The organism is Leptolyngbya sp. NK1-12 (genome assembly GCF_032598965.1).
Lineage (GTDB): Bacteria > Cyanobacteriota > Cyanobacteriia > Elainellales > Elainellaceae > Elainella.
In genome coordinates this window covers 4,680,472-4,700,214 of the sequence record NZ_CP053586.1, presented here as the reverse complement: position 1 = coordinate 4,700,214, position 19,743 = coordinate 4,680,472, and the positions used below count along the sequence as shown (strand labels likewise).

General features: G+C 50.5%; 14 protein-coding genes. 6 read left to right on the top strand and 8 right to left on the bottom strand.

Features of this window, described 5'->3' with window-relative positions:
- Positions 1 to 2 precede the first annotated feature (2 nt).
- Entirely contained in the window at positions 3 to 263 is a 261-nt protein-coding gene (locus HJG54_RS20165) for a hypothetical protein (protein ID WP_316430969.1), read from the top strand.
- Here the strand turns inward: HJG54_RS20165 and treS are convergent.
- On the bottom strand, positions 216 to 3,668 hold the full coding sequence (gene treS, locus HJG54_RS20160) for a maltose alpha-D-glucosyltransferase (RefSeq protein ID WP_316430966.1): 3,453 nt from the start codon (positions 3,666 to 3,668) through the stop codon (positions 216 to 218). The two genes, HJG54_RS20165 and treS, sit on opposite strands and share 48 nt — an antisense overlap.
- 882 nt (positions 3,669 to 4,550) lie before the next feature.
- Between treS and malQ the strand changes: the two genes are divergently transcribed.
- The 4 genes from malQ to HJG54_RS20140 all read left to right on the top strand — a co-directional run bounded on the left by malQ (position 4,551) and on the right by HJG54_RS20140 (position 10,593).
- Positions 4,551 to 6,050 carry a 4-alpha-glucanotransferase gene (malQ, locus tag HJG54_RS20155; protein WP_316430963.1) on the top strand — a complete coding sequence of 500 codons (1,500 nt, stop codon included), beginning with the start codon at positions 4,551 to 4,553 and terminating at the stop codon, positions 6,048 to 6,050.
- 949 nt (positions 6,051 to 6,999) lie between these two features.
- A complete protein-coding gene (locus HJG54_RS20150) occupies positions 7,000 to 7,137 on the top strand; it encodes a hypothetical protein (RefSeq protein WP_316430960.1) in 138 nt (45 codons plus the stop codon).
- Between the two features lie 207 nt (positions 7,138 to 7,344).
- Positions 7,345 to 9,843 (top strand): ATP-dependent Clp protease ATP-binding subunit, encoded by a 2,499-nt coding sequence (locus HJG54_RS20145; RefSeq protein WP_316435650.1) that lies wholly within the window; start codon positions 7,345 to 7,347, stop codon positions 9,841 to 9,843.
- Positions 9,844 to 10,152: 309 nt separating this feature from the next.
- Positions 10,153 to 10,593, top strand: a complete 441-nt coding sequence (locus HJG54_RS20140; RefSeq protein ID WP_316430958.1) for a DUF29 domain-containing protein — start codon at positions 10,153 to 10,155, stop codon at positions 10,591 to 10,593.
- An 18-nt stretch (positions 10,594 to 10,611) separates the two neighbouring features.
- Here the strand turns inward: HJG54_RS20140 and HJG54_RS20135 are convergent, their stop codons facing one another.
- The 4 genes from HJG54_RS20135 to HJG54_RS20120 all read right to left on the bottom strand — a co-directional run bounded on the left by HJG54_RS20135 (position 10,612) and on the right by HJG54_RS20120 (position 14,697).
- The gene (locus HJG54_RS20135) at positions 10,612 to 13,095 is read right to left on the bottom strand and encodes a M48 family metalloprotease (protein WP_316430957.1); all 2,484 of its coding nucleotides are present in this window, start codon (positions 13,093 to 13,095) and stop codon (positions 10,612 to 10,614) included.
- Between the two features lie 99 nt (positions 13,096 to 13,194).
- Positions 13,195 to 13,692, bottom strand: a complete 498-nt coding sequence (locus HJG54_RS20130) for a hypothetical protein (RefSeq protein WP_316430956.1) — start codon at positions 13,690 to 13,692, stop codon at positions 13,195 to 13,197.
- A gap of 105 nt (positions 13,693 to 13,797) precedes the next feature.
- Positions 13,798 to 14,070: a hypothetical protein gene (locus tag HJG54_RS20125; RefSeq protein WP_316430955.1), complete on the bottom strand. Its 273-nt coding sequence runs from the start codon at positions 14,068 to 14,070 to the stop codon at positions 13,798 to 13,800.
- A gap of 249 nt (positions 14,071 to 14,319) precedes the next feature.
- Positions 14,320 to 14,697 carry a hypothetical protein gene (locus tag HJG54_RS20120; RefSeq protein ID WP_316430954.1) on the bottom strand — a complete coding sequence of 126 codons (378 nt, stop codon included), beginning with the start codon at positions 14,695 to 14,697 and terminating at the stop codon, positions 14,320 to 14,322.
- A 457-nt stretch (positions 14,698 to 15,154) separates the two neighbouring features.
- Between HJG54_RS20120 and HJG54_RS20115 the strand changes: the two genes are divergently transcribed.
- A complete protein-coding gene (locus tag HJG54_RS20115; protein WP_316430953.1) occupies positions 15,155 to 15,829 on the top strand; it encodes a hypothetical protein in 675 nt (224 codons plus the stop codon).
- Positions 15,830 to 15,976: 147 nt separating this feature from the next.
- Here HJG54_RS20115 and HJG54_RS20110 read toward each other — a convergent pair whose 3' ends face one another.
- The 3 genes from HJG54_RS20110 to HJG54_RS20100 form a co-directional block, all read right to left on the bottom strand.
- Positions 15,977 to 16,582 (bottom strand): hypothetical protein, encoded by a 606-nt coding sequence (locus tag HJG54_RS20110; protein WP_316430952.1) that lies wholly within the window; start codon positions 16,580 to 16,582, stop codon positions 15,977 to 15,979.
- A gap of 78 nt (positions 16,583 to 16,660) precedes the next feature.
- On the bottom strand, positions 16,661 to 17,542 hold the full coding sequence (locus tag HJG54_RS20105) for a YoaK family protein (protein ID WP_316430951.1): 882 nt from the start codon (positions 17,540 to 17,542) through the stop codon (positions 16,661 to 16,663).
- A gap of 150 nt (positions 17,543 to 17,692) precedes the next feature.
- Complete coding sequence (locus tag HJG54_RS20100) at positions 17,693 to 18,544, bottom strand: antibiotic biosynthesis monooxygenase (protein WP_316430950.1); 852 nt, start codon at positions 18,542 to 18,544, stop codon at positions 17,693 to 17,695.
- Positions 18,545 to 19,743: the final 1,199 nt, after the last annotated feature.

Sequence of the window (19,743 nt, the reverse complement as noted above, 5' to 3'; positions counted from 1 at the left end):
CAATGAGAGTTTTTTACCAGAGCTTTGGCTTGCGCTTTAGTGCAGCGTCCTCACCCCTCACCGCTCGGCTGATTTTTCTGGCCCCATGGGGGCAGTGCGCTCGCGTCGAAGCCCCTCACACCCCACCCCCCACGCCCCACATCTCACGCCTCACGCCCCACCCCCCACGCCCCACCCCTCACGCCCTACTCCCTACCCCCTACCCCCCACACCCCTCACCTCCGATACCCTGTCCAGTCGGCAATCGCTGGAGCTTTGAGTAGCTCGATGACGCGCTGTAGGGGGATGTCGATCCAGTCGGGGCGGTAGGTTAGCTCGTAGCCCAATTCATAGACGGCCTTTTCTAGCAGGTAGGCATCGAGCAGCACTTGTAATTCCTGATGGGTCTGGGGTAGGAACGAGGCATTGCCAGCGGTGGCCAGGTAGCTCTTGATAAAGGTGAGACTGGCCCAAGCGTGGAAGAACTGTGCCCAAGATTGCATCAGCTCGCGGTTTTCTGGACGAATTAAGCCGCTTTCTACCTCATTTCGCAAGGCAACCTGAGAGGCATAGTAGAACGATTGCATCATGCTGGCAATGTCGCGCAGCGGAGAGCGTTTCATCCGGCGTTCGCTCAGCAGCCGATTGGGTTCGCCCTCAAAGTCAATCACAACGAAATCCTTGCCGGTGTAGAGCACTTCCTCTAGGTGGTAGTTGCCGTGGCAGCGGATACGCATGCCGGTAATTTGCAAATCTAAGACGCTCTTGAATCGTCCTAGCAGGTCTTCCCAGTGGCTCAGGATCGTGCGAGCGGCGGATTGGGATTCGTTGGGTAATTGCCTGATTTGTTTTTTCAATTGCAGCAACACTCGTCCGGCGTGGTTGCGCATGTACTGGTAAATCGAGCGCTGATAGAAGGACGAAAACTCCTCTGGCGCAAAGTTTGGATCGTCGGGATTGGACGCCAGGGCCAGATGTAGCTCAGCGGTGCGTTGTCCAAGCAGCTCAGCAGCTCTTACCTGAGCACCCATCAGCTCATTCACCATCTCGGGCATTTCGGTGGCGAGCGCTTTGGAGAGGACCGTTGACGGCATGGAGATGTCATCTAGCTCGATTTGGCTAACCATGACGCGCTCGAAGCAGTCCCGCAAGCCATCAAGGGCATAGGACCAGGCATCTCGCGCTTCTGGGACATAGTGTTGCAGCATACCAATCGTCATTGGTTCAGCCCCTTTGCGTCGATATTCCAGCGCCCCCAGCACCGGAGCAACCAGTTTCTCAGCCGACAGACCGAGTTGCTCGGACATACGGGTGAGGAAACGGCCAATTTCCCAATCTGAGTTGATGCACTCATCCACCTGGCGGAACAGCTTAAAAATATAGCGATTGTGGGTGGAGCCGCCTTCTGCGGAAGCACCATAGACAATCAAGGCGTTGGTATGGTTGCCACGCAGCAAATGCGGTTCAATTGGTTCGGTTTGACCCTCCGGCCCATTTTTCTGACCGGAGGGCAGGACCTGGGGCAGGGCATCGGTGATGCTGGCTGTGATTTCGCCACTACTGCCGCTGTAGCGAGCTTTATGAACAATCGCCTGTAGAGGAATTTCCAGAAACGCCCGGTCTCCTGAGGCATCAACGAGGATGCCGGTTTCGGTTTTGCCGACTAAACGAACCAAGGCTCCATCCACCGCTTTGGTATCTGCCGCTTTCTCTGACACAAACACCAGCGGCAACACAAAGGTATCGGGCATACCCTCGGTATATTCGGCTCGGACCAGCACAATATCAAAGTTGGACGTACCGTCTGGAAGCGATTTGGTGCTATGGCTACCTTCAGGAAGGGAGATGGGAATCGCATCCACTAACTGAGCCGTCTGGAGAATCCGGCCTTTCTTAAACCAATTGCAGGTCAGCAAATAATCGGGCAGGATGCCTTCTAGGGCTTTGCGAACTTCGGTCCGGGTGTAGACATCACGCCAACTGCCATTCACCGTTAGCGTCGGCAATTCTGATTGCGGTCGGGCTGCCAGAGTTGCTTCCTGGTATTGCAAAGTAAACCAGAAAAAGGCGTGGGGACCTAAGCTAAGGAAATAAGGCGATTCGCCAATCCGTGGAAATTCGGTGCGGCCAAAGATTTCCACCGGCACCATGTCTTGGAACGGCGACAGATCCAATTCCACGGCCTGCACAAACCGCGACAGGTTTGCCACCACCAAAATATGTTCGCCCTGGTAGGTGCGCGTAAAAGCCAGCACTTTGCGGTTTTCGGGATAGAGTAATTCAAACGTACCGCGACCAAATGCTTTGTAGCGGCTGCGAATCGCAATTAATCGCTTCATCCACCACCAGAGCGAGTTGGGATTGGCCCGCTGTGCTTCCACATTTACCGTTTCATAGTGGTATTCCGGATCGACAATTACCGGCAGAAACAGCTTTTGAGGATTAGCGCGACTAAAGCCAGCGTTGCGATCACCGCTCCACTGCATCGGCGTGCGGACTCCATTGCGGTCGCCCAGATAGATGTTGTCTCCCATGCCAATTTCGTCGCCGTAGTAGAGCACAGGAGTACCCGGCAACGACAGCAGCAGGCTGTTCATCAGCTCAATCCGGCGGCGGTTGTTGCTGAGCAGCGGAGCCAAACGACGGCGAATTCCCAGGTTGATGCGGGCCTGCGGATCTTCGGCATAGACGCGATACATGTAGTCTCGGTCTTCGTCGGTCACCATTTCCAGCGTCAGCTCATCGTGGTTGCGCAGAAATAGCGCCCACTGGCAGTTGTCGGGAATGTGGGGCGTTTGTTGGAGAATGTCGATAATCGGAAAACTGTCTTCCATCTTCAGCGACATAAACAGCCGGGGCATCAGCGGAAAGTGGAAGTTCATGTGGCACTCGTCCCCTTCGCCGTAGTAGGCGGCTGCATCTTCGGGCCACTGGTTGGCCTCAGCTAGCAGCATCCGGTTGGGGAAGTGAGTATCGACATGGGCACGCAGCGCTTTCAAGAAGACGTGGGTTTTGGGCAGATTTTCGCAGATGGTGCCTTCTTCTTCGTAGAGGTAGGGAACGGCATCCATGCGCAGGCCATCCACGCCCAGCCCCAACCAAAAATCGACCACGTCGAACACAGCTTTTTGCAGCTCCGGGTGCTCGTAGTTGAGGTCGGGCTGGTGAGAATAAAAGCGGTGCCAGTAGTAGGCTTTGGCAACTGGATCCCAAGCCCAGTTTGAAGTTTCAAAATCCTTAAAGATGATCCGCACGCCCTTGTATTTCTCCGGCGAGTCGCTCCAGACATAGAAATCGCGCTCACTGCTGCCCGGTGCGGCGCGACGTGCCCGTTGAAACCAGGGGTGCTGGTCAGAGGTATGGTTGACGATCAACTCAACAATCACGCGAATGCCGCGCTGATGGGCTTCATCGAGAAAGGTTTTGACATCGTCGAGATGGCCGTAGATCGGGTTGACGGTGTAGTAATCGGAGATATCGTAGCCATCGTCGCGCAGGGGTGAGGGAAAGAAGGGCAAGAGCCAAATAGCGGTTACACCAAGGTCTTGAATGTAATCAAGTCTCTCAGTCAAACCGCGAAAATCACCGATGCCATCTGCATCACTGTCCGCGAAGGCTTTCACCGGGACTTCGTAGATAATGGCGTCTTTAAACCAAAGGGGGTCGTCGTTCAGCGTTGATCGTTGCATGTTCTCCACAGTCCAGTTCCCTTGAATCAAGTTAATGGTCGCATCCTGATTTGCCAATAACATACCTATCACTTTTGCAGATCCAGTGCAGATCCAGTGCAGATCTGACGCAGATCTGGCGCAGGCTGACGCAGATCCAGGAGATTGCTGCTCCTCCTGTTCTGCCATCCTCCACCAAGGTCAAGAGACCAGGAAACAGCATCTGCTGACCTGCGTTTGGCTCACTCTAGCGTAAATAGACCCAACAGAAAGTGATAAGTAGTTTCTTAATTGTCTCCAGACTTGCACATCAGGGCTGACCACCCTGAACCTGTCTACAGAAATCTCAGGGACGCATTTCCTAGACAAGCGCTACTGTGACAAAGCTTTACGAAATTCTCAGCTATATTGTCCTCATTCTAAAGATAGAAATTCTAGATCCTATGTATAACCACGATACCTTTATGCTTTCTTTTTGAAGTTGTGGCTTCCAGTTCGTGTAAACCTTATAAACAGGAGTTTACAGAACTCGAACAGCCTTTGTAGTTTGTTATATGTACGCTCTAAAAATCTAGCCCCTGAAAATGCTCTATCCAATGCCTCTGGCTAACCCATTTGGCAAGCATTTGGGTGAATCGACGGTTCCGTAGCCAGATCATCAGACGGGCGAATCAACGTCGATAGGGTTTCATCTCTAGATGTTCAATTGGGGATGGAATCAAATTAATTCTGATTTGAATTACCAACTCGAATCAATCCGGATTAGACTTTTTGATTGAAGACTGGATCGGGATGGGCAGATCTGCAAGTTTGACTCACTGGATCATCCTCTGTCTCATATAACTGTCTCATATAACTACCTGCAATTCGCTTGAGTTCTCATTTTGTAATTAAGGACAGACTGTGGCTTTTCAACGTGCGAGTGGTATTTTATTACACCCTACCTGTTTGCCGAGCCGCTTCGGCATTGGCGATTTGGGGCAAGCCGCCTATGGCTTTATCGATTTTCTAGAGCGGAGTGGTCAGAAACTGTGGCAGGTGTTGCCCTTAGGCCCAACAGGGCTGGAACATTCCCCCTACATCATGAACTTCAGCAGCTTTGCTGGCAATCCTCTCTTAATTGATCTGGACCAGCTCGCTGCCGAGGGATTGTTAGATGCAGCCGATTTAACGCCTTTACCAGAAGACGCGGACCCTGCCTATGCCAGAGTAAATTTTGATCAAGTCATTCCCCATAAAACCCAATATTTGCAGCAGGCTTTCGCTCGTTTTCAGCCCAACGATAGATATGAGCAATTTTGCCAGGAGCAGGCTTGGTGGCTAGATGATTATGTGCTATTCATGGCTCTTTATGAGGCAAACGGCAACCAGCCTTGGAATCAGTGGGATAGAGCTTTGGTGCGGCGAGAAACAGAGGCTCTAGAGCAAGCTGCTGCTCAGCTTCAGGAGCCGATTCGGTTTCATCGGTTTGTCCAGTTCAAGTTTTTTGAGCAATGGGCTAAACTGCGCGCCTACGCCAACGGCAAAGGGATTCAGATTGTCGGCGACATTTCCATCTATGTTTGCCACAATAGCGCTGATGTCTGGGCTGCGCCCGATATGTTCAAACTCGATCTAGACACCTACGACCCCGCCTTTATGGCAGGGGTGCCGCCCGATTACTTTAGCGCTACCGGACAACTCTGGGGCAACCCAGTGTATGACTGGGAGAAGATGGAGCAAGACAACTTTGCCTGGTGGGTGAATCGGTTTCGGGCCACGCTGCAATATGTCGATATTGTCCGCATCGATCATTTTCGAGGCTTTGAAGCCTATTGGCAGGTGCCAGCCGGCGAAATGACCGCCATGAACGGAGAGTGGATTAAAGGGCCGGATGCCAAATTCTTTGAAGTGCTGCAGGCCGCGACAGGCAGTTTACCCGTCATGGCTGAGGATCTGGGTATCATCACCCCGGAGGTAGAACTTCTACGCGATCGGTTCGATTTTCCCGGCATGCGAATTCTTCAATTTGCCTTTGGTGGCGACCCGGCCAATCCCTATCTGCCGCATCACTATATCCATAACTGCGTCGTCTATCCTGGCACTCACGACAACGATACGGCCATCGGCTGGTGGAATACGGCGGGTGATGCTGAAAAACAGCATGTAGGAGATTATTTTGGCTACGCGAGTCCGAACGAGATTCAGAATATCAACTGGGAATTTATCCGCGCTGCGCTCGCCTCGGTTGCTGATCTGGCAGTCATTCCCCTGCAGGATGTATTGGGCCTAGATGGACGCGCCCGCATGAATGATCCACGCTATAACGACGGCCAATGGCGTTGGCGGTTCACGAAATTGGATCTACTCAGTCCCGAGTTGAGCGAGCAGTTATTACGGCTAACACGAATGTACAGTCGGTGAAGTGCGCCTGTCTGAGTATCTGAGCAGCGGTTAGTGGCAGTGCTGGAAATGCAGGTGAAACGATTTGATCATCATGGCAAAATACCCCAACTTCCATGTAGCCTCCAGTCTGCCATTACAATACCGTCAGAACTTATGCATTTTCCCCTGAAATCCCCCAATTCTGGGGGATTTCCAATCTGGTTCCGCCCAGATTTGGGCTACCGTGTACACAGATCTCGATCGCGACTCAATGCAAGGGGAGATCCCCCTAAATCCCCCTTGATAAGGGGGACTTCAATCCCTGATTGGTAGGTGCTGCGCACAGGCTTCGCCTCTTCCCCTTTATTTAAGCTACGGTATACACACAAATCGAGTTGGTTAGGATTCGAGGCGTCTTAGCCCCATAATCCCCCATGCATGGGAGACTTCCGAACCTGATTTGGTCTAAAGCATGGAAAAAATTGGTTTAACGTTGACTCAAAGTCCCCCATGCATGGGGGATTTAGGGGGCCGAGAGGACTTGTGTGTACACGGTAGCTTTTTTAAAAGGGGGTTAGGGGGGATCTTCGATTTGTGTGGACACCGTAGCTAGATTTGGGGGGTTAGGGGGGTAGAAATTGCTGAGCTGCGTAAGTCCTGACCGTCACAGTTTTTGGTTCTGGATGTTCAACCAACCAGTATTCTGGAATTCCCCCTGCTGCGTATTGATCTCGTTTGCGGATCAGATCGCGGTTACGATTTTGTTGGCCGGGTCAAAACCGCTGCAATCAATCGTGGCGGCGGCATATCGAGAGTCATGGTTCACCGCTTTTGTGCGCAGCGAATTCTAATTCCTAAAAATTTTGCAACCGCACAACCCCACCCCGCAACGACGGTTTTCCTCCCTGCTTAGCCGGTTTGCCATTCGTTACAGTAGGAAACAAGTAAACATTTGTTTACGAATTGGCTTAGGAGTCAGGAGGTTGCGATGACCATTCTAGTTGGCTTGCTGTTTATGGGAAGCACCGTAGCAATCTCGCTGGTTGCACAAGATTACTTCCTGGGGGAACTGGTCGAACCGATCAATCCCCATATCAACCATATCAATCAGTCTCCAGCAGTATAGTTAGTCCAATCAAATTATCCAAACCAGTAGCTACACACATCTATTCTTCAAATCGCTTCACGGCTGAGCGCGTGGATGCAGATAGTTAGAAATACGCCGCGCTCAGATTTTTGTCACTCTATCTTTCGTTACTCCTCCGGCTGAGCTGATGGGTTCAGATGGTTCAAAATCAGCCAGCCCGGAACGATTCTAATGGAACCCCTTGCCATGTTTGAGTATTTCACTGAACAAGCAATTGCTGTGATTATGGCGGCCCAGGAGGAAGCTCGACGACTGCGCCATGCCTTCGTCGGGACTGAACAAATTTTGCTAGGGCTGGTGCGCGTCAAGGACAGTCTGGCCGCATCGGTGTTAGCCGATTTGGGCGTCACCCTGGATGCGGCCCGGACTGAAGTAGAAAAAATTATTGGCCATGGCTCAACCTCTGGTTCCGCCGATCTGCCCTTCACGCCCAAAACCAAGCGCATTTTAGAGCAGGCGTTTGAGCAGGCTCGCCAGCTCGATCAACCCTACATTGCTCCCGAACATTTGCTACTCAGCCTGATTCAAGATCGGGATAACGTAGCCGCTAAGGTGCTGGAGCGGTTGGGTGTGGATGCAACTGAATTGCGTCGGCGTTTAATCCAGACGGCTGGCGAAGCAAATCCAGTAGCGGCTGGAGGACGAGGACGGACGAATCGCCAAACTAACCGCTCCTCACGAAATGCTAGTGTGCTGGCTCAGTTTAGCCGCGATTTAACCCAGTTGGCCGCGGCTGGAGCCTTGGACCCAATGGTGGGCCGTGAGCGCGAATTAGAGCGAGTCGTACAAATCTTAGGCCGCCGAACCAAGAATAATCCGGTGCTAGTCGGCGAACCGGGTGTTGGTAAAACTGCGATTGCAGAAGGCTTAGCCCAGCGGATCGTGGATCAAAATGTGCCGGATATTTTGCTCGACAAGCAGGTATTCAGCCTTGATATGGGGGCACTGTTGTCAGGAACTCGCTTCCGGGGTGACTTTGAGGAGCGGTTGACGCAAATTATTGACGAAGTGCGGCAGTCGCAGAATATCATTCTGGTGATCGATGAGATTCACACCCTGGTTGGAGCCGGAGCCGTAGAAGGCGGAACCGATGCGGCGAATATGCTGAAGCCAGCCTTAGCGCGCGGTGAGTTTCAGGTGATTGGAGCCACCACCCTCGACGAATATCGTCAGCATATCGAGCGGGATGCTGCCCTAGAACGGCGTTTTCAGCCGGTAGTGGTGGGTGAACCCAGCGTTGAAGAGACAATCGAGATTCTGCGCGGATTACGCAGCCGTTACGAGCAGCACCACCAGCTTACAATTACCAACGAGGCGATTGAAGCTGCCGCCAAGCTATCCGACCGCTATATCCCGGATCGCTATCTGCCGGACAAAGCAATCGACCTAATCGACGAAGCTGGCTCGATGGTGCGGTTCCGTTATGCCCAGCAGTCACCCACCAAAGCTCTGAAGCAGGAATTGCGGCAGATCACAGCAGCCAAAGAAGCAGCGGTGAATGCTCAAGACTTTGATGCGGCTGGCAAACTACGCGACCACGAGCTAGAGCTAGAAGCGCAGATTCGCGATGCTAATTTAGCGATCGAGCAGACCAGCCAACTTCCTTCTGCAATACAAGTGACAGCAGACGACATTGCCCAAATTGCGGCTTCCTGGTCAGGTGTGCCTGTCAATAAGCTGAGTGAATCCGAGTCGGTGATGCTGCTACACCTGGAAGATGTTCTACACGAGCGGGTGATTGGTCAGGAAGAAGCGGTAACGGCGGTAGCTCGCTCGATTCGCCGCTCGCGAGTTGGGCTGCATTCTCCCAACCGCCCGATTGCCAGTCTGGTCTTTTCTGGCCCCACGGGAGTCGGCAAAACCGAATTAGCCAAAGCCTTAGCAACGGCTGTATTTGGCTCAGAAGAGGCGATGATTCGTTTGGATATGTCCGAGTTTATGGAAGCGCATACGGTGGCTAAACTGATCGGTTCGCCGCCCGGATATGTCGGCTATGACGAAGGCGGCCAACTCACCGAAGCCGTGCGGCGTAAGCCCTACACCGTGATTTTGCTGGATGAAATCGAGAAGGCTCATCCGGATGTGTTCAATACACTCTTGCAGGTGATGGAAGACGGTCGCCTCACCGATGCAAAAGGCCGCACGGTCAGCTTCAAGAACACGCTGCTGATCATGACCTCAAATATTGGCTCCAGGGTGATCGAAAAAGGCGGTGGCAGCCTTGGGTTCGAGTTGGGCGATTTGGGCAGTAGCCAATACCAGCAAATTCGCTCACGGGTGATGGATGAGATGAAGCAGTTCTTCCGGCCCGAATTGCTCAACCGTATCGACGAAATCATTGTCTTCCGGCAATTGCAGCGGCTGGAAGTGCGTCAGATTGCCGATCTGATGGTCCAAGAAGTCGCCACTCGGTTGATGGAGCAAGGCATTAGCCTGGAGGTGACCGACGCTTTCAAGGAGTTAGTTGTTGCCGAAGGCTTCAGCCCCAGCTACGGTGCCCGTCCACTGCGGCGAGCGATTGCGCGACTGCTAGAGGACAATCTAGCAGAAGCGATGTTATCGGGTGCGGTGAATGCAGGTGAGATGGCAATTGTGGATGTGGATGCAGACGGTCAAGTGCAAATCCGATCCCGCGACCAGAGTAATCAGCCGCAGCAGGGGAATATCCTAGCCCCGGTTGGCTAATTCGAACTCCACGCCAGTACAGGCTACAGTCAGGCTATAGCAGGGGAAGGTGAAGCACCTTCCCTTTTTGCGTTTTGACGCGATTTCGTATCCAATTGCAGAAAGTAGAACAACATAATTAAACATGAAACCCAAAGGGGGTGTTGTCGCCGCCCGAAGGGCGGCGACACACCCTGATCTTGGTTTTAATTAAGTTGAATTACTTAGCAAAGAGAAATTTAATTCATTGGTTCATTTGTCACAGTCAGTAGCGAGGTGGAATTCAGTGGATGTTGGATAAAATTAGGTGAAAACAGTGCGGTGTTTCCTATGCGAACGACCACTCTCTATGAGCAAGACTTTTATGCTTGGACTCAGCGTCAGGCTGAGCTGCTCCGCGCTAGACGGTTAGAAGAACTCGATATTGACAACCTGATCGAGGAGATTGAATCGTTGGGTCGGCAGGAACGGCAGGAGTTGCGCAATCGCTTGGGAGTGTTGCTGGGGCACCTGCTCAAGTGGCGCTATCAACCAGAGGCGCGATCCAAGAGTTGGTTTTACACCATTCAGGAGCAGCGACAGGAAATTCAGCGTCACCTCAAGGAGAACCCCAGCTTGAAGCCCTATCTCAGCGAAGCCATTGCGATTGGCTATGAAAAGGGTCTCAACCTTGTGGGTAAAGAAACGCCCCTCGACCCCAAGCAACTTCCTCAAACCTGCCCTTTCTCGGAGGCAGAAATCTTTGAGGAGCCGGTGGATTGGCAGGCGTAATTTACATCGGGTGGGTTTCTAGGTCGGTATCAGGATTGGCAGGGTGAACGCTAAAATAATCGCACCGATGGCTAGCAGCAAAGCCCAAAATCGATGGTGGCTGCTAACGTTCCATTTGTTGGGACAGGTCATCAGCGTCATATCCACCCAGGGCATGACACCGCGTCGGAACCAGCCTGTAACCGCCACTTCTTGGTTAACAAAACTGGCTGCCTGCGACATGCCAAACAGGAAGTTACCCAACGGACCGAACCGCGACGCATAGTGCAAGTAAATCAGCCCGGTTGGATCTTGCAGCTTCAAGTCAGAGCCAAAGCGAGAACCACTGTCTCCTCTGCCGATTATCTGACCCGCCAACTGAACCGGCTTGCCACGCAGCGGGCTGGCGTAGGGATCGGACATTAACAACAGCACATCCATTTCCGGGGCACGGTGCAGACTGGGATACATTACCCAGGTTTTGAGCAGCAGACCGATGCCAAATCCTAGCAGCATCAACATCGGCGGCAGTACGAAAAATTGGATGGTGCCAGATTTCAATAAGGCGATGCCCAGCGCCAATCCTGCCAAGCCGCCCAACCACTCCGCCCAAAACAGCAGAATATCCAGCATAAAGCTGCCATGGAGCTTGCGTTTGTTGAGCGTGCGACCTTCGCGGATCATGCGTGCCATGTCGAATTCGCTGTCTAGCCCCAATTGTTCAGCGTAGGTAGTGAGGGCGCGTACCCGTTTGCCCGTCAGGGGATGAGTCGAATTCAGCTCCATCCACCAAGCCCAAGGGTTAAACATATCCCACAGGAACACCCGTCCCACCTTTTCAGGTTCCGCCGCGACTCGATACGCCGTTCCTGTCATGCTGGCAGAGCGCGGATCGCTGATGCCGAGTGCTCTGGTGCCTTGCAGTACTTTGCTGGGTTTGTCGCTACGTTTGCCTTCTTCGAGGATGCCATAGGCAATTTTGACCAATGCTCGCGATAAACCGTTGGGATTACCCGTTACCTCAGCCGCAAAATGATCGGCGTAATATTCGCGAGTACGGGAGAGATACAGCAGTAAATATTCACCTACAATGTAGAAGATATAGGCCAGAATCACTGCCGACTGAATGCCGCCTTTTACCTTTTTGGCTGAGTCACTGTCGCCCAGCTGATCTGCAATTGCACGAGCGTAGGTATAGATCAGATAGCAAACCTGCACCAGGGTTGAAGCCAGCGTCATCACGGCAAAATCCCAGTGGACAATATGTCCTAGCTCATGGGCATAAACTGTAGCGGCTTCGTCATCATCAAGATAGGTAAATAGCCCCTGACTCACTACCAAGCGAGCGCTGTTGGGAAAAGACCCATAGGTAAATGCAGTCGGATTTTCATCGTCAATGATGCCAAGGCGCGGCGTTTGAATGTGATGCTGCTGACAAACGCGGCGAATCACTTTTGCTGACTCTGGGCTACGGCGTTCAATTTCTGATAAACTGACCCAGCGCGTATCATAGATCAGCTTTTGCACCAGATCCATGATGATCGGGCCGAGCAAAAACATCGCTAAGTTGAAAATGATTGTGATCAATATCGCGCTGATTAGCCCGGAGGTTGGATCGTCTGCCCCCTGAATCAGCAGCAGATTCAGCGTCGCCGCCAACACCATGCCACACAGCAAAACGATAGTGACGCCAGAAGCCAAAGTTAAATTGCTGGCAACGCCCTTCATGGCGAGCTTGACGCCTCGCTGCTTAGACCGTCTGGCTTTGGGAATGGTGCTGGGCGCTGCTGTGGCGGACTGAGCCGAGGAAGGTTTACCAGACTCAGGCGAATGATTGGATTGAGTTTCTGTTGCTGCTGTTGCCGCTGCTGCTGCGTCTGCTGCCGGTACAGATGGAGCCATCGCCTGCAAATACTGCTCTGCCCAAATTTTGATGAACGGCTTCTCGCTGCTGACTAGCGTTCGGCACAGCGCTATCGACTGCTCGATCTGGTGATTGTGGCGGTAGGCTTTGGCTAGCCAGGTTTGAGCTTGCTCGTAATCCTTGAAGCTGGAGTCGGTGCCGTAACAAAAGGCTTCTAGTTTTTCGACGGCTTCGGCATACTGACCTTGCTTCAATGCTTTGTTGCCCGCAGCTAGTATGGCAGCCGCTTCTGATGGCATCAGCTTAGGGTAAGCGGGTATCGATGGGCTTGAACCGATTGCTGAGGCGGGTGACGGGGCTGTTGTCGCAGCAGATTCTGATGCTTCTGAGGAATCTGCTGCTAGGAAGGCGAGTGCCTGCTCTGCCCAGGCTTGAATTTGCGGCTGATGGCTGCGCCGCATTTGCTGACATAAGGCGATTGCCTGATCCCTGGCTCCAGTGGCTTTATAGGCTTTCACTAACCAAACTTGAGCCTGAAAGTAGGCTTTACCCTTGGGCGCAGTGCGGCAAAACGCTTCCAGAGTAGGAATGGCATCGGCATAGCGCTGCTCCTGCATGGCCTGAACGGCGGCAATCGGGACTCCAGACGACGGAGACATAGGTGAATATGGCAATGACAAAAGACTGTCTTAGCCTACCCATCAGCTTCTGGCAATGATCTCAGTGATTCTCAGGAAAAAGGTTTAAACACCCTGTGATTAAGGAGTCGCTGCATCAGCAGCCGGCAAAGTTTTTTGCCACGACTCGCAGGCAAATTTAGAAGCACCCTTGGCAACTCGTTTGATAATCAGGGTTGAGACTAGAGCTGCTACGGCCGGAGCCAAACCCAAATTGGCCGTCAAGAACGGAGCCAGCATTCCTGCTGCTTTGGCAATGTTTTTCTCCAGATCTTCGTCGAGCAGCTTTACGAGTTGCTGCATGGTTTCATCCGAACCGTCGCTTCCCAAGGGCGTACAGAGCATCTTATAGGCCGCCGGATTAATCCAGTCGAATAGGCGCTGACCGGCTGCTAAGGCATCATCCACAATGCCACGAGGAACGGCTGTATTCGGATCAATCGACGTAATAGCAGCCGCTTCTGCTGCTCCTCGTGTTGCTTCTTCACCAATGGTTTGTGCTCGCAGGCCCAACTGAGCTTCTAGTTCGTCTTCGGGAAGCGTGGACAATTCTTGCAACAGGTCATCGATGTTTGTCATGGGAAGATTTACAGTTCATTCATCCGAATTATACTTCCCGAGTTCGGTTAAGAGCTTGTCAAAACCGTTACGACACCTGTTGCAAATTGTTGCTGTCACCCATGCTCAGTTCATCAGTTTCCAGAGGCGTTGCAGCGAGTGGGGAGGAGAGGCTTCAGCCTCGCCAAACTCATCCAACGACCAACAGCGATTCAGGTAGTCCACCTGCTGCTCTTCAATTAATTCATCGACCAATGCTTTAACAAATCCACGCCACAGCCAGCCCAGCCCAAAGGTATTTTCTAAATAAGGATTAGGAACCGACTCTGGCAACAGCTCCAGTTGCCGGTACCGCTGCCACTGACAATCCAGGATCGAACCTTGGTCTAATGAATTCATGATGAACCTCCTCTTCTAGTTCTTTGTTTCTAGATGGCAAGGAGGCACGTTCAAACCTGTCACCACGCTGCCGCATGAAGCTATCCACCAGCCAAGCTGCCAGAAAAATGCGACTAGCATGTCCGAATCTTTTACTGTGCCCTATGCTACAGTTTGCTTCCTTTATTATTATAAATCATCTCTCCCCTGCAAGAGTTTAGGATTAGTTTTTCCTATCTTTAGGTAGAATTTTCGCCGCCGCCTCAGAAGCTAGGCCAATATATGCAGCGAGTTCAACATCAGGGCTGCAATCGCCGTTAGGCCAATCGCGGTGAGAAAAATACAAAACCGATAAATTGAAGTGCGAAACTCAACCACCTGTTCTGTGGGTTGCCAGTCGATCCACAGCACAAATAGCGACAGCAAACTGCTCACTAAAAACGTGACCGAAATAATAGCGCTCAAGAGGCTGCCCACATCACTCAGATTACCGCTCACGGCTGGAATAATATTCAGAGCCAAAACCACCGAAGACAGTTCCAGTAGGGCTGAGCACTTGTGATCGAGAATGCCGAGCCGACGGTTGAGGTCTTTGACCTGGTGCTCGTCTAGTTCTAGATCGCGTCTGTTTTGATTATCTGTAAGCATGTGAGTCAAGAACTGAATCGATTACGAGATGATTAGTAAATCAATTGCATCTTTGTGCTCAATTCCAGCCACAGAGACACAGGGAGCTAGCTGCAAGACAGGGGCTGTTTAAGTAAACTTACTTGCTGTTTCAGTATCTGCTTGGCTGCGCTACTAAAATCCTATAGCATGCTCTGCTCCAATGTAGTTATGGCTTGAGCAGATTTTGCGTTGACTTTATTTCACGTTGACTTTATTCAAGGACTTGGTAGCATAAGTCGTGACAGCACAGAGCGTTGCTGCGATTACGAAATCAAAAGCCAACATTCCAACCATCTTCTAACTTCTGGTACTGGGATAATCAGCCAAAATTCAAAAGCCAGCATTTTTCCTGTTCCAGTATCTGTAATCTATAGTCTGACTCCTGATTTCTGTCTCCCATAGTCTGACTGCCTTCTGCCTCGCTTAATCATCAACAATGCTAAATTCCCAAATGGATGACCAGGTTTTTTACTCTACCGTTGTACTTGAACATATTGTGCCATTGGGAAAGGACCCGGCTTTCAGAACATGGCATACGGCTCTAATTCACACGGCTGAACAATCGGCAGGATATTTGCGGACTGACTTTTGTCCTCCGCTGGAATGTGCCGATGGAGTAGTCAAGTGGTATTCGCTGATTCACTTTGATTCGCCTAACCATTTGAATGAATGGCTGACTTCCAAGACGCGGGAAGACTTAGTTGAATCGGGACGCCACATCTTTGAGAACTATAAGTTCAAATCGTTTACAACTGGGTTAGAAGGCTGGTTTTCTCGGCAAACGGGAGTAGAACAAGCGGGTCTGGGGCCGCCGGCCTGGAAGCAGGTGTTGTCGGTCGTGCTGGGGCTTTACCCGACGGTAATGACCCAAGCGAAGTTATTTGCAGCGTTGGGGATCATGCAGTTTTGGCCGCCTGCTGCCTCGATGCTGGTCAATAACCTAATTACTTCTTCCTGCTTGACTTGGGTCGTGATGCCACTCGTAACGCGGCTGATGAGTTTCTGGTTGCGCCCTGCCTTTCGTCGCTCTTTGGTGAAAACTGATTTATTAGGAGCCGCTATCGTATCGCTGGCCCTGATCATGATGGTGATTTTCTTTATGCAGATATAGTGTTTGCCAGAAGAGATAGAACATTGTTGTGGGCACGCTTCGCACGTTCACAACAATATTTCTGTCCTAACTGTTGTGGCGACGGCTATATCCTAAAAAAGGCGAACCGAAATTCGCCTTCTCACGAGTTTGTTTGGTGCTGGATACTTAATCTTCTGGCATGATGGCGTTCATCTTGGCTTTGATCTTTTCGCCAATTTCCTCAACTGAAGGCATATACATCTTCTTCTTATCGAGTCCTGCCCCAATCTTTTCACTCAGCTCTTCTGCGGTTGGTGCAAACATCTCTTTCTTCTTCATACCAGCATTGATCTTCTCAGTAATCTCTTCTGCCGTTGGCATGAACATATCTTTCTTCTTCATAAAGAAGCCCTTCTTCTGTTCTGGCGTCAGTGTAGCGAAGAAATCAGCCTTGGGAATAGATTTCATCACCGAGGCAAGCTGACTTTTCTGTGTGGGAGTTAGAGTAATGGACTTGAAGGCTTTGCGAAAGCTTTTGCCTTCACCAATCGCCGAGATAAACTGGTCCCGCTGCTCTGAGGTCAGGATAGTTTCTAGCTGAGGCACAATTTCATCCTCTAGCTGTTCAATTATCGCCTTTTGCTCTGGGGTCAGTTCAGCTTTCGAGAAGCCTAGATTGGACAGACCTGGCAACGAGATTTGAATGAACGGCTGAGCCTGGGCTGGCTGGACTATTAGTAGATTCAATAAAACTACTAAGCAGGCAAAAAACGACAGTAATTTACGCTTCATTGTGAATTTCCTCCAGGGCAAATATGATCTAAGTCTAGGGGTAAGATGACCAATCAGCTATTACTACAGCCTCAACGATCAAACTTCAGAACGAAATAGGGCACTGTCATCACTAGGGCGTTCGACGGCGGTTGCCTCTACTGCTGCCATTTGTGCCTCTACAGAAGACTCTGCTTCCGCTTGGGTCGAGGTACGATTAAATTCCACATAGGCAGCCACCGCTAACATTGAAATAATCGCTAGCGGTAAAACTAAGCTCCACCAAGTTTCCGCTAACAAAACAAAATAGGCTGCACCTAAACCACCCAGGGCGAACCCAGCGATTACCGGAAACACGCGACTCATGCGCTCTAGAGCTTCCTCAGCTTCTAGCTGGGCAGTTGGGTTAGACGCTGGCGATAATTTAGCCAGCAAATACTGCACCATATCAATGGTGAGCTGGGTTGTATTGCCAGTCATCACCGTTGTCGGAATGTAGCTCTTAAATACTCCTTTTGCTTCTTTCATCAATCCATTTTGGATCGCCATTGCTACCACACCAGCCATCCCAATCGGGAGGATATACTCTTCCTGCACATCCAACATCAGGGCAGGTGAAAGGCTAGTTCCAATGATTAAGAATCCAGTTAAAGCGATCGCTTCTGCCGTTAGCAGCACCGCAAACACTGGCCATTTTTTGTGCCGCGCATAACGGGCTAACAGAGAAGTCAAAGCAACCGCCACAACAAATGTCGGCAACATCAACAGCCGAGTAATGGTGGTTTTTTCGTCTGAACTGACGAAGGAAGACCCAGCTAGGGCGATATTACCCGTGACATGGGCCGTGAAGATACCGAACAAGATGATGAACGCCGAGGTATCTACAAAGCCTGCCACCCAACTTAACAGAAATCCAGCCGGACCGTCGCTGATCAGGAGCCGACTGAGATGAAAAGGCTGATTACGCGAACTTGCAACCATCTCCAAACCTCAATTTCAATCCATAATTTCGATCCATATTTGTCTTTGCAAATTGCATTCAGCTGCATTCTCGTTGTTTGTACTAGTTCAGCTGATCGGGCGGCTGTCATTCCTTCTCGTCAAATTTTGTCTCTACATTAAGTCTTCACATTAAGTCTTCTCCTTGGCTTTGCTGTCCGGTTTAGCCGAAATAATTTTCACCACTTCGTAAAAGTGATCGTCGTGACTAGCTAAGGCATCAACATCTTCTGGCAAGACTTCAAGAGCGGGTAGCTTAGTTAAGTCGGTAAACTCTTCGGCGTAGCCCCAGTTGGTCAGTACTGCGACATCGGCATTATCTACACCTTTAAACAGAACCGCTGTGCGGGGTGAGGGATAGAGCTTAGTCACGTCAGCCAAAGAGTCTTCAGCCGCTGCTAACAGCTCTGTGACGTCATCGGCACTTTTGGCTGTAATTTCATCGAATTGTACCAAAGCATATTTACCTCGAAGTGCAGGCAGCATCCCCTCAGGCGTCTGCGTTTTGTCAACTTCGAATACTACGGTACGGGCTGGCGTGGCTACTGTTTTTTTGGTACTAGATTTAGTTGATGTTCTGGCGGCTGATTTGGAAGAGGGAGGACTTGCTATCGCACTAGGAGGACTGGGACATAGTTCTAGTGGCTGAGCTGCGTAGGCTTCGTAGCTGTCTGCATCTTTCCACTGGGTCAGGGTGATGACCCGCGCTCCATCCTCACTCTGAAGTACAGAAAAGCTTTCGAAGCCAGGTGTATCTTTAAAGAACTTATTGGATTGCATAATACTAGAGACAACATCCTTTTGTGTTTCGGGTGTTGTTTCATAGATTGCAGCCACATTCACTGCGGGACTTGCCGGATCGAATACGATGGACTTTACGGTTTTGCCAGCCTGTACTGCATCAGCAGAGCCAAACATTACACCTAAAAAGACAAAGACAGCAAACAAAAATGCGTGCAGCTTTTCAACAAAATACCTGGGCATAGAGGGCCGATCTCCACGATCTGGAATAACTTGCCTAGTTGAAAACCTACAGCGTTTTTCACTCATGTGAGGTATAGGGGGTGTGGGGGCGAAGCTCCCACGCAGGGGCAGTGCTCCTGCACCCCGTTTTTCGTACTTCACTAGCCTAAAAAAGGCTGTAGTTGAAAAATAACTACTCAATCCATCAACAATGACTATCAATCAACAATTAAGAGGAAAAACTAAGGGAAAAAATTGATTCAGACTCAAGCCGGCCCTTGGGGATAAACCGTTATCACAGGCATGGTTTAGGGCTGATAGATCGCTCCGGCTCAACATCCTAACTGCAATGAGTTTGACAATATTGTGATTTTTGTTACTTTTTAGCTATTTTATAGTTCAGTTTAAGAATTGCCTGCGGTTCCAGTCTGGTATTTCTGTTTACAATCTTTAACCGTTCTGTCTTTAACCGTTCTGTCAGCTCTTGTTATCTAAATCAAGGGAGAACAAAAGTAAAACTGGATACAAATTAACTCAAGCTTCTACCGTATTACTAAGCAAATTCCTTTAAGCGTTCAGAGGCTAGCAATAAAACTTCCCATACCCCTCAGAACTTAGTTTCGATTAGATAGAAGCGGCAACAGTGCTGCCTTGTTAGTTTTAATCTTCCAAATTGTCTTTGTTTGCTCATTTCGAAATACCAAGATTATGGTTTGGAAATGTGTTGAGGCAATTTTTTGAACTCCCTTGACTCCGTTTAATTAGGTTTGCTTTCAATCCTACAGTCATCCTGGAATGGAAGTTTGGCATGTCGGTCAATTGAATCGTTGGTTTCCTCAAATGGCGGAAAGTTCCCCTTGGACCATTAGCATGGGTTGGCAAGGACGCAATCACTCCCCAAATAGGGGTAAGTATAATTGCTCAAACCCTTTCCAGCACAGGCATTGGCCTGATTGCATCCTGCTAGATAAAGCTGTAGTTTTGTGTCGTCTAGTACATTTTTGTCGCGACTCTTCCTATACGATTAACAGACGTTACAGTTTGTATACAGTATTCAGGCGTCCTTGGCAATTTGTCCATTATTGGCTGGCTGCTGATTTGAAACAAGCTATTTGAAACAAGCTAGGTTTGAGTTTTGCCCTGGCTGCAATGGGGCGGTTGTGAGTAGCTGTAATCAGGTTATTTGATACAAAGGCGGATGCGTTGTGACTGTGTGAGGA

What these genes read in the sequence shown, in the direction of transcription:
- HJG54_RS20165 (WP_316430969.1), top strand. Translation starts at nt 3, where the DNA reads ATGAGAGTTTTTTACCAGAGCTTTGGCTTGCGCTTTAGTGCAGCGTCC.
- treS (WP_316430966.1), bottom strand. Translation starts at nt 3,668, where the DNA reads ATGCAACGATCAACGCTGAACGACGACCCCCTTTGGTTTAAAGACGCC.
- HJG54_RS20150 (WP_316430960.1), top strand. Translation starts at nt 7,000, where the DNA reads ATGACCATTCTAGTTGGCTTGCTGTTTATGGGAAGCACCGTAGCAATC.
- HJG54_RS20145 (WP_316435650.1), top strand. Translation starts at nt 7,345, where the DNA reads ATGTTTGAGTATTTCACTGAACAAGCAATTGCTGTGATTATGGCGGCC.
- HJG54_RS20140 (WP_316430958.1), top strand. Translation starts at nt 10,153, where the DNA reads ATGCGAACGACCACTCTCTATGAGCAAGACTTTTATGCTTGGACTCAG.
- HJG54_RS20135 (WP_316430957.1), bottom strand. Translation starts at nt 13,095, where the DNA reads ATGTCTCCGTCGTCTGGAGTCCCGATTGCCGCCGTTCAGGCCATGCAG.
- HJG54_RS20130 (WP_316430956.1), bottom strand. Translation starts at nt 13,692, where the DNA reads ATGACAAACATCGATGACCTGTTGCAAGAATTGTCCACGCTTCCCGAA.
- HJG54_RS20125 (WP_316430955.1), bottom strand. Translation starts at nt 14,070, where the DNA reads ATGAATTCATTAGACCAAGGTTCGATCCTGGATTGTCAGTGGCAGCGG.
- HJG54_RS20120 (WP_316430954.1), bottom strand. Translation starts at nt 14,697, where the DNA reads ATGCTTACAGATAATCAAAACAGACGCGATCTAGAACTAGACGAGCAC.
- HJG54_RS20115 (WP_316430953.1), top strand. Translation starts at nt 15,155, where the DNA reads ATGCTAAATTCCCAAATGGATGACCAGGTTTTTTACTCTACCGTTGTA.
- HJG54_RS20110 (WP_316430952.1), bottom strand. Translation starts at nt 16,582, where the DNA reads ATGAAGCGTAAATTACTGTCGTTTTTTGCCTGCTTAGTAGTTTTATTG.
- HJG54_RS20105 (WP_316430951.1), bottom strand. Translation starts at nt 17,542, where the DNA reads ATGGTTGCAAGTTCGCGTAATCAGCCTTTTCATCTCAGTCGGCTCCTG.
- HJG54_RS20100 (WP_316430950.1), bottom strand. Translation starts at nt 18,544, where the DNA reads ATGCCCAGGTATTTTGTTGAAAAGCTGCACGCATTTTTGTTTGCTGTC.